Origin of the sequence: uncultured Stenotrophomonas sp. (genome assembly GCF_963519925.1) — a bacterium.
In the GTDB taxonomy this organism is placed as follows: domain Bacteria; phylum Pseudomonadota; class Gammaproteobacteria; order Xanthomonadales; family Xanthomonadaceae; genus Stenotrophomonas; species Stenotrophomonas maltophilia_AE.
The window spans coordinates 1-7,675 of record NZ_CAUQPH010000156.1; the positions used below are offsets into that span (position 1 = coordinate 1).

Genomic DNA, 7,675 nt, shown 5'->3' on the forward strand with positions numbered 1-7,675 from the left:
GGCGTGGACCGCGCGGCCGGCGTCCAGGATGCCGCGCTGCAGGCCGCCGTGGCCGCGGCGCTGGACACCCAGGACTGGTCGGCCCGGCACCTGCCGCGCCGGCCGCAGCTGTTGCCGCAGCTGATCCAGACCGTGAACGACAGCGACGCCTCGGCGCGCAACATGGCCGCAATCATCGGCCAGGACGCGGTGCTCACCGGCAACCTGCTGCGTATCGCCAACAGTCCGGTATACCGCCTGCAGGCCAAGCCGGTGGACAGCCTGCAGCGCGCCGTGACCCTGGTCGGCACCGACGGCGTCCGCCAGATCATCAGCGCGGTACTGGTGCAGCCTGTCATGCAACTGCACAGCGATGCCTTTCCGCAGTTCGGCACGGTGGTGTGGGAGCACGCCCTGCTGGCCTCGCGGGCCGCCGCCGACCACGCCCGCCTGGTCACCCACGAAGATGCGTTCGCCGCGCAGTGGATGGGGCTGACCCAGGGCCTGGGCGCGGCACTGGTGATGCGGCAGCTGCTGGATGCCGCCTGGCAGCTGGGCGCGGTGCCGTCGCAGGCACTGGCCACGGACCTGCTCGACAGCTGGAGCCTGCCGGTCGCCAGTCGCATCGCGGCGGCCTGGGAGCTGCCGGCGTCGGTGCACGAGGCGTTGCTGCGCGACCCTGCGCCCGGCGGTGCCGGCCTGGCGGCCAGCCTGCATTTCGCCCGCGCGGCGGCTTCGGCCAGCCTGCTGTGCCGGCACGGACGGATCAGCCAGGCCCAGGCCATGGCCTTGCTGGAGCAGCTTCCGGGCACCCCGGCGCACGCACTGCAATGGATCTGGCGGCGCCTGCACGGACGGGGCGTGGAAACCCTGGACGGGGATGAACCCGGCGAAGGCTGAAGCCGGCCGCGCGCTGCGTTACAACTGGGATTCCAATGGCAGCCAGCTGATCACCCGCGCGATCGCGCGCTGCCGCCATGAGGTATCCGGTTCCCGGTCCAGCAGCTGCGGCGGGTGTGCGGCGCGATCCAGCCAGCGCACCTGGTTGTCGGGCGTGCGGGTCACCCAGTAGCTCAGGTCCGGGGCGGCGAGTCGCAGGTACTCCCCGCGCAGCTGCGTCGCCAGGGCCGGGTCCTCGAACATCACGCCCATTTCGGTGTTGAGGTAGGCCGAGCGCGGGTCGAGGTTGAACGAGCCGACGAAACCACGCCGGTCGTCGATCAGGAACGCCTTGGTGTGCAGACTGGCACCGCTGCTGCCGAACGGGCCGCTGCCACCACCGCCGCGGCCGCGCGACTTCAGCTCATACAGGTGCACGCCGTCCTGCAGCAGCGGCTGGCGGTAATGCATGTAGCCGCTGTGCACCGCGGCCACGTCGTTGGCCGCCAGCGAATTGGTCACCACGCCCACGTAGGCGCCGCGCTGCACCAGTTCGCCCAGCCCGCGCGCACCGGCGTCGCCGGGCACGAAATAGGGCGATATCAGCAGGGCCTTGTGCCGGGTCGCCTCCATCTCGCGTACCAGGCGGGTCACCAGCCAGTTGCCGGGATCGTCGCGGCGGTGCTTCATCGGCGGATCCGAGAGGATTTCCACCCGCGGCGACCAGTGCAGGTCCACCTCGTTGCGGTAGTACGACTGCGCCGACGCTGCGCGCCGCACCCGCTGCAGGAACGGCTGCGCTGCCGCCAGCCGGGCTTCGTTGTCCGATTCCAGGATCAGCAGGCGCAGTTCGGCGGGCGTATGGAAGGCGAGGGCGGAGATGGGCACCGCTGCGTCGCTGTTCCAGTAATCATCGAAGATGGCGTTGGCCTGCTGCACGGCCTGGCCGGCCACCAGCAGGTCCAGGTCGCGGAAATTCACGTCGCTGCGGGCGCTGAAATACTCCTCGCCAATGTTGCGCCCGCCCACGATCGCTACCCGTCCATCGGCGATCCACTGCTTGTTGTGCATGCGGTGGTTGACGCTGAAGAAACGCTGCACCATCTCCACCAGCCGCCACAGCCCGTCGCGGTTGCGGAACGGGTTGTACAGGCGGATCTCGATGTTGGGATGCTCGTCCAGCGCCATCATCAGCGCGTCCTTGTCCTGCGCGTTCATGTCGTCCAGCAGCAGGCGCACGCGCACGCCGCGTTCGGCGGCCTGGTACAGCTCGCGCGCCATCAGGTGGCCGATCAGGTCGTCCTTCCACATGTAGTACTGCAGGTCCAGGCTGCGCGCGGCGTGGCGGGTCACCACCGCGCGCGCCGCATACGCGTCCAGTCCTTCGGACAGGAACGCCACTCCGGAGTGGCCGGGGTGTTCGGCCTGCAGGCGCACCACTTCGCGGTCGATCGGTCCCTGCGCAGGCTGCAGCGGCAGCACCGTGCTGTGCGGGCCCATCGCCTTGGGCGTGAGGTGGTCGCCCAGCAGCAGTCCGCTGAGCACCAGCAGGATCAGAATCGCCAGCAGTACGCAGAATCCGCGCAGCAACCGGCGCCACAGCGGCATCGTCTTGGTCATCGCCTGATCGTAAGCGGCCTGCACGTGCACTGCGAGTGCACGGCCGCGCCGATCAGAAGCGCTCGTCGGGCGCCAGGTAGCGCCACTGGCCCGGGGCCAGCTTGCCCATCGCCACCCGGCCGATGCGCAGGCGGCGCACGCTGATCACCTCCAGCCCGACCTGCCGGCACATGTCGCGCAGCTGGCCGGCGGCCACCGGCTTGATCGCGAAGCGCAGGCGGGTTTCGTTCTGCCAGCTCACCTTGCACGGCGGCAGCGGCCAGTTGCGGAAGCTCAGGCCATGCGCGAGGCGCTTCATGCCATACGGCACCAGCTCGCCGCTGACCTCGACCAGGTATTCCTGTTCCAGCGTGGCGCCACGGTCCTGCAGGTGCGACAGCACGCGTCCGTCCTGGCTGACCACGACCAGGCCGCTGTCTTCGGCGGGCAGCGGCATCGCCAGCTGCAGGGCGTGGAAGTGCCGCTGCAGCAGGGTCACGCCGGTGGCATCCAGTTCGCTGCGGCTGTCCGGGGTCACCATCGCGCACAGCTGGTCGGCGGGCACGCCGGCCGGCTTGTGCAGCAGCATGCTGGCCGTTTCGGCGCGGGTCGCCTCGGCATTCTCGCGCAGCACCACCGCCTCATCGGTCACCATCGCCTGCGGCTGCTCGACCACCACGCCGTTGACGGTGACCCAGCCGCCTTCGATGTAGCGCTGGGCGTCACCGCGGGAACAGCCGATCAGGTGGGTCAGGCGTTTGTCGAGTCGGATCGGGTCGGTCATCGGGGCGGCAACATAAGGCAGGACGCGGGCGGGGAGTGTACTGGCTTGGCGCCTGCCGCGCGTTGCGGGCTGCGCGGCAGAAGCGGTGCTGGCATGATCCGATGATGAACTGGCGCGCGTCCCCTGCCGTGAAAGTCGGCCTCTCGATTGCCGTGGCTACCGGCCTGTATGGCATTTCCTTTGGTGCCCTGGCGGTGGCCGCCGGGCTCAGCCCGTGGCAGGCGCAGGCACTGAGCCTGTTGATGTTCACCGGCGGCTCGCAGTTCGCGTTCATCGGGGTCATCGCCGGCGGCGGCGCCGGGTCGGCCGCGTTCACCGCCGCCACGCTGCTGGGCGTGCGCAATGCGGTGTATGGCATGCAGATGAACCGGATGATGGGTCTGCGCGGCTGGCGGCGCTGGCTGGGTGCGCAGGTCACCATCGATGAATCGGCGGCCACCGCGTCCAGCCAGGTCGTGGCACTGGAACAGCGGCGCGGGTTCTGGGCCGCCGGCATCGGCGTGTTCGTGCTTTGGAATGTGTTTACCGCCGTGGGCGCGCTGGCCGGCGATGCGCTCGGCGACCCGCGCCGCTGGGGATTGGACGGGGCTGCCGTGGCGGCCTTCCTGGCGCTGTTGTGGCCCCGACTGCGCCAGCGCGATGCCGTCGCCATCGCGATCGTGGCCGCGCTGGTGACCGTGCTGGCGCTGCCCTGGGTACCGCCCGGCATTCCGATCCTGTTGGCCGCCGCCGTGGCCGCGCTGTGGGGCGCGCTGGTACCGGGGCCGCGAGACGAGGGGCTTGAGCCGGATGTCGAGCCACGTTCGACACAGGAGCGCGCATGAGCCTGTGGGGATGGCTGCTGTTGGCATGCGCGGCTGCGTATGCGATCAAACTGGTCGGCTGGCGCGTACCGGCACGCTGGTTGGAATCGCCGCGCATGACCCGGGTTGCCGGCACCCTGACCATCGGCCTGCTGGCGTCGCTGACCGCCATGAACACGGTAGCCAATGGGGCGGCGGTGGCGCTGGACGCGCGGCTTGGCGCACTGGCGGTGGCGGCGGTAGCGCTGCTGCTGCGATTGCCGTTCCTGCTGGTGGTGGTGCTGGGCGCGGCTGCGGCGGCACTGCTGCGCTGGGCCGGGGTGGGGTGAGGGTCAGCCGCTGTCGCGTTCCAGGTGGGTCAGGTACAGGCGCAGGTCGAATTCCAGCTGGTGGTAGTCCGCTTCCATGTGCGTGCACAGCTGGTAGAACGCCTTGTTGTGGTCCGATTCCTTGAGGTGCGCCAGTTCGTGCACCACGATCATCTTCAGGAACGGCGCCGGGGCCTCGCGGAACACGCTGGCGATGCGGATCTCGCGGCTGGCCTTCAGCCTGCTGCCTTGCACGCGCGACACCGTGGTGTGGGTGCCCAGCGCATGCTTCAGTACCTGCAGGCGGCTGTCATAGAGCACCTTGGACAAGGGCACCGACTGGCGCAGGTAGCGCTCCTTGAGCGCCTGGGTGTAGTCGTACAGCTGGCGGTCGTTGCGCACCGTATGCAGCTCGGCGTAGCGCCGTTCCAGCCACGGGCCCAGGCGGTCGGTCGCAATCAGCTCGCGCACCTGCTGCTGCAGGGCGTCGGGGTAGCCGGCAAGGTATTTCAGGGCGGTCATGCAGCGGTTGGGGAGCGGTGGCCAGGGCAGTATGATGGCCCCTGGAATCCCGCACCAACAGACGTACAGGCAATGGCGAAGGCAAATCCCCTGCAGGAACAGCTGCTCAAGGCCGGGCTGGTCAAGAAGTCCCAGGTCTCCCAGGCCGCGCGCGAACAGGTGAAGGCCCGCCATGGCAAGGCCCCGGTGGCGCCCACCGACAGCCAGCGCGAGGCCGATCGCCTGCGTGCGGAGAAGGCCGAGCGCGATCGCGCGATCGAGGCCGAACGCAAGGAAAAGAGCCGGCAGCAGGAACTGCAGGCGCAGGTCCGCCAGATCATCGACAGCAACCGGGTCAAGCGCGAAGGCGAAACCGAGTATCGCTTCAATGACGGCACCCTGATCCGCACGATGCTGGTCAACGACGTGCTTCGCCGCCAGCTGGCCGTGGGCAGCCTGGTGATCGTGCGCCTCGGTGAAGGTTTCGAACTGGTGCCGCGCGCTGCCGCCGACAAGATCCGCGAACGCGATGCCACTGTGATCGTGCTGGACAACGGCCAGGACCGCGGCGCATCGACCGAGCCGAGCACCGGCAATGCCGACGACGATGCCTATTACGCGCAGTTCCAGGTACCTGACGACCTGATCTGGTAATACTCCCGCCACGCATCGTCGCCCGCGATGTGCCTGAAGCATTCAGTCGCAACCCCGGCATTCAGCCAGCCTTCGCAACAGCAGCATCAGCCAGGTCTAAGCTGTTCCCAGGCGTTATCCGGAGACAGGTCATGGCGACAGGTTGGGCAGGAGACGGCGCAGTCCAGGACCAGATCGACGCCACCGTCGACGACGCCATCCAGCGCGCCCGCGCGCAGCTGCGGCACGGTCCGGGGCTGACCCACTGCGAGGAATGCGAAGCGCCCATCCCGGAAGCGCGCCGACGCGCCGTGCCCGGCGTACGCCTGTGCGTGCGCTGCCAGGAAGCCCAAGATGCGGCGCAGTCCGACGCGGGCGGTTTCAACCGGCGCGGCAGCAAGGACAGCCAGCTGCGCTGACGGTGCTTGCACATTGCAGCAACGACCAACGGTCGTTGCCTACCCGGTAGGTGCCGACCGTTGGTCGCCATCCCCGGTAGGTGCCGACCGTTGGTCGACATGCCCGGTAGATGCCGACCGTTGGTCGGCATGCGGCATCAACCGTCGCCCTGGATCCCGCCCGGTGCCTGCGACGGGTCGCGCCAGCGGCGCACGGTGCGCTGGAAGAACATGTTGTTCGGTATCTGCAGTACCGTGCCTTCGTGTCCGCCGCTGTTTTCCTGCAGCGTGGTGTAGATCAGGTTGACGTCGATCACCCGCCCCTTGAGGCCGGGCTTTTCGCCGTTTTCCAGCACCTCGATGTAGTCATGCAGGCGGAACGGACGCGTGGTGAAGATCAGCAGCGTGCAGAAGATATTGGAGAGCACGCTCCACGCCGCGAAGAACGCCACCGCACCCACGGCGGCGAAACCGGTAAAGGCCGTCCACAGCACGCTCGCCTGCACGCCGATGATCTGCAGCACCACCATCAGCACGGCGAAATAGACCACGAAGGTGAACACGCGGCGCGCGCCCATCACCATTTCCGGGGGCAGGGTGTAGTGCTCGCCCACCCGGCGCAGCAGGCGCCGGGCCACCAGGCGCAGCAGCCATGCCACCAGCAGGGTCAGCACGATCTGCAGGGCAGGTACCCCGTAATGCAGCCACTCGTGGGTCCAGGCGGGCAGGTGTTCTTTCATGGAAAGCAGGAGGTAGTGACGTGGGGGCCGCAGTTTACCCCGGCCGGTCGTGCCGGGCCGCGGGCAGGGTGAGCCGGGCTCTGCCCGGCTGGACCAGCGCGATGATCGCCGAAACGCACACCGGCGCCTGCTGCCGGTAGCGGATGCACAGGTCCGGCTGCGGTGGCAGCAAGACATGCACGGTCAAAGGACTACCCGGCAGCGTGCAGGCGCTGGCCAGCGACAACAGCAGGGCGAGGCAACTGGGCGACATGGGAAGCTCTTGGGCGATCCCTCGCGGGTGACAGGGGATTGGATGCGGCACCGGGCGAAAAGGTTTAACCCGACCCGCTTAAACCTTTTCGATCGCCGTCGCATCCAAGGGATATGCTCGATACGACCATGCCCGCACTTCGCGCCGCCAACGACGCCGACCCCAGCGACGAGACCGCCCTGGTGCGGGCCGCCGTGGCCGGCGACAGGGACGCCTACGAGCGCATCTACCACCGGCATGCGCCACGCCTGTACGCGGTGCTGTGGCGCCTGTGCGGCGGCCAGGCCGCACGCGCCGAGGATGCGCTGCAGGAGGCTTTCCTGCAGGCATGGCGTGCGCTTCCCGGCTTCCGTTTCGACAGCAGCCTGGGCACGTGGCTGCATCGGCTCGGGGTCAATGCCGCGCTGATGGAGCTGCGTGCCAACGCGGCCCGCGACGCCGCCGACAGCGGCGACGACGACGGCGACCTGCTGGACTCGATGCCCGCGCTGGAGCGTTGTGCGGGCACCTCGCTGGACCTGGAGCGCGCGCTGGAAACCCTGCCGCCACGCGCCCGCGCCGTGCTGGTCCTGCACGACATCGAGGGCTGGAAGCACCACGAAATCGCCGACCAGCTGCAGATGGCGGTCGGCAGTTCCAAGGCACAGCTGCATCGCGCCCGCGGCCTGCTGCGCGCGCGACTGGGAGAACCCGCATGAACGACCACGACCCCCACGCATTCGATACCGACCTGCAGGCACGCCTGCGCGCGCTGCCGGCCGAACGGCTGCCGCCGCCGCAGGCCTGGCAGCGGATCGC

Annotated in this window: 11 protein-coding genes; 6 read left to right on the forward strand and 5 right to left on the reverse strand. The window is 69.0% G+C overall.

The window, feature by feature from the left end; all coding sequences use genetic code 11:
• A partial coding sequence (locus RWO33_RS17785; RefSeq protein WP_314106512.1) for an HDOD domain-containing protein occupies window positions 1-879 on the forward strand: 879 nt, incomplete at its 5' end.
• A gap of 18 nt (window positions 880-897) precedes the next feature.
• Here RWO33_RS17785 and RWO33_RS17790 read toward each other — a convergent pair.
• Entirely contained in the window at window positions 898-2,478 is a 1,581-nt protein-coding gene (locus RWO33_RS17790) for a phospholipase D family protein (RefSeq protein ID WP_314106514.1), read from the reverse strand.
• Between the two features lie 52 nt (window positions 2,479-2,530).
• Window positions 2,531-3,241: an rRNA pseudouridine synthase gene (locus RWO33_RS17795; protein ID WP_314106516.1), complete on the reverse strand. Its 711-nt coding sequence runs from the start codon at window positions 3,239-3,241 to the stop codon at window positions 2,531-2,533.
• A gap of 104 nt (window positions 3,242-3,345) precedes the next feature.
• On the opposite strand from RWO33_RS17795, the gene RWO33_RS17800 reads away from it, so the two are divergent.
• Both RWO33_RS17800 and RWO33_RS17805 read left to right on the forward strand, forming a co-directional pair.
• Window positions 3,346-4,065: an AzlC family ABC transporter permease gene (locus RWO33_RS17800; protein ID WP_314106518.1), complete on the forward strand. Its 720-nt coding sequence runs from the start codon at window positions 3,346-3,348 to the stop codon at window positions 4,063-4,065.
• Entirely contained in the window at window positions 4,062-4,373 is a 312-nt protein-coding gene (locus RWO33_RS17805) for an AzlD domain-containing protein (protein WP_145479662.1), read from the forward strand. The genes RWO33_RS17800 and RWO33_RS17805 overlap by 4 nt, the downstream gene beginning before the upstream one ends.
• Before the next feature lie 3 nt (window positions 4,374-4,376).
• Here the strand turns inward: RWO33_RS17805 and RWO33_RS17810 are convergent, their stop codons facing one another.
• Window positions 4,377-4,874: a M48 family metallopeptidase gene (locus RWO33_RS17810; RefSeq protein ID WP_314106520.1), complete on the reverse strand. Its 498-nt coding sequence runs from the start codon at window positions 4,872-4,874 to the stop codon at window positions 4,377-4,379.
• A 72-nt stretch (window positions 4,875-4,946) separates the two neighbouring features.
• Here RWO33_RS17810 and RWO33_RS17815 point away from each other — a divergent pair, with 72 nt between their 5' ends.
• Together RWO33_RS17815 and RWO33_RS17820 are read left to right on the forward strand one after the other, a co-directional pair.
• Window positions 4,947-5,507 carry a DUF2058 domain-containing protein gene (locus RWO33_RS17815; protein ID WP_314106522.1) on the forward strand — a complete coding sequence of 187 codons (561 nt, stop codon included), beginning with the start codon at window positions 4,947-4,949 and terminating at the stop codon, window positions 5,505-5,507.
• A 131-nt stretch (window positions 5,508-5,638) separates the two neighbouring features.
• On the forward strand, window positions 5,639-5,905 hold the full coding sequence (locus RWO33_RS17820; RefSeq protein ID WP_314106524.1) for a DksA/TraR family C4-type zinc finger protein: 267 nt from the start codon (window positions 5,639-5,641) through the stop codon (window positions 5,903-5,905).
• Window positions 5,906-6,042: 137 nt separating this feature from the next.
• On the opposite strand, the gene RWO33_RS17825 is transcribed toward RWO33_RS17820, so the two are convergent.
• Window positions 6,043-6,624: a mechanosensitive ion channel family protein gene (locus tag RWO33_RS17825; RefSeq protein WP_186308906.1), complete on the reverse strand. Its 582-nt coding sequence runs from the start codon at window positions 6,622-6,624 to the stop codon at window positions 6,043-6,045.
• A 34-nt stretch (window positions 6,625-6,658) separates the two neighbouring features.
• Window positions 6,659-6,877 carry a hypothetical protein gene (locus RWO33_RS17830; RefSeq protein WP_314106526.1) on the reverse strand — a complete coding sequence of 73 codons (219 nt, stop codon included), beginning with the start codon at window positions 6,875-6,877 and terminating at the stop codon, window positions 6,659-6,661.
• Window positions 6,878-6,990: 113 nt separating this feature from the next.
• Between RWO33_RS17830 and RWO33_RS17835 the strand changes: the two genes are divergently transcribed.
• Window positions 6,991-7,575 (forward strand): sigma-70 family RNA polymerase sigma factor, encoded by a 585-nt coding sequence (locus RWO33_RS17835; protein WP_314106528.1) that lies wholly within the window; start codon window positions 6,991-6,993, stop codon window positions 7,573-7,575.
• Window positions 7,576-7,675 lie beyond the last annotated feature (100 nt).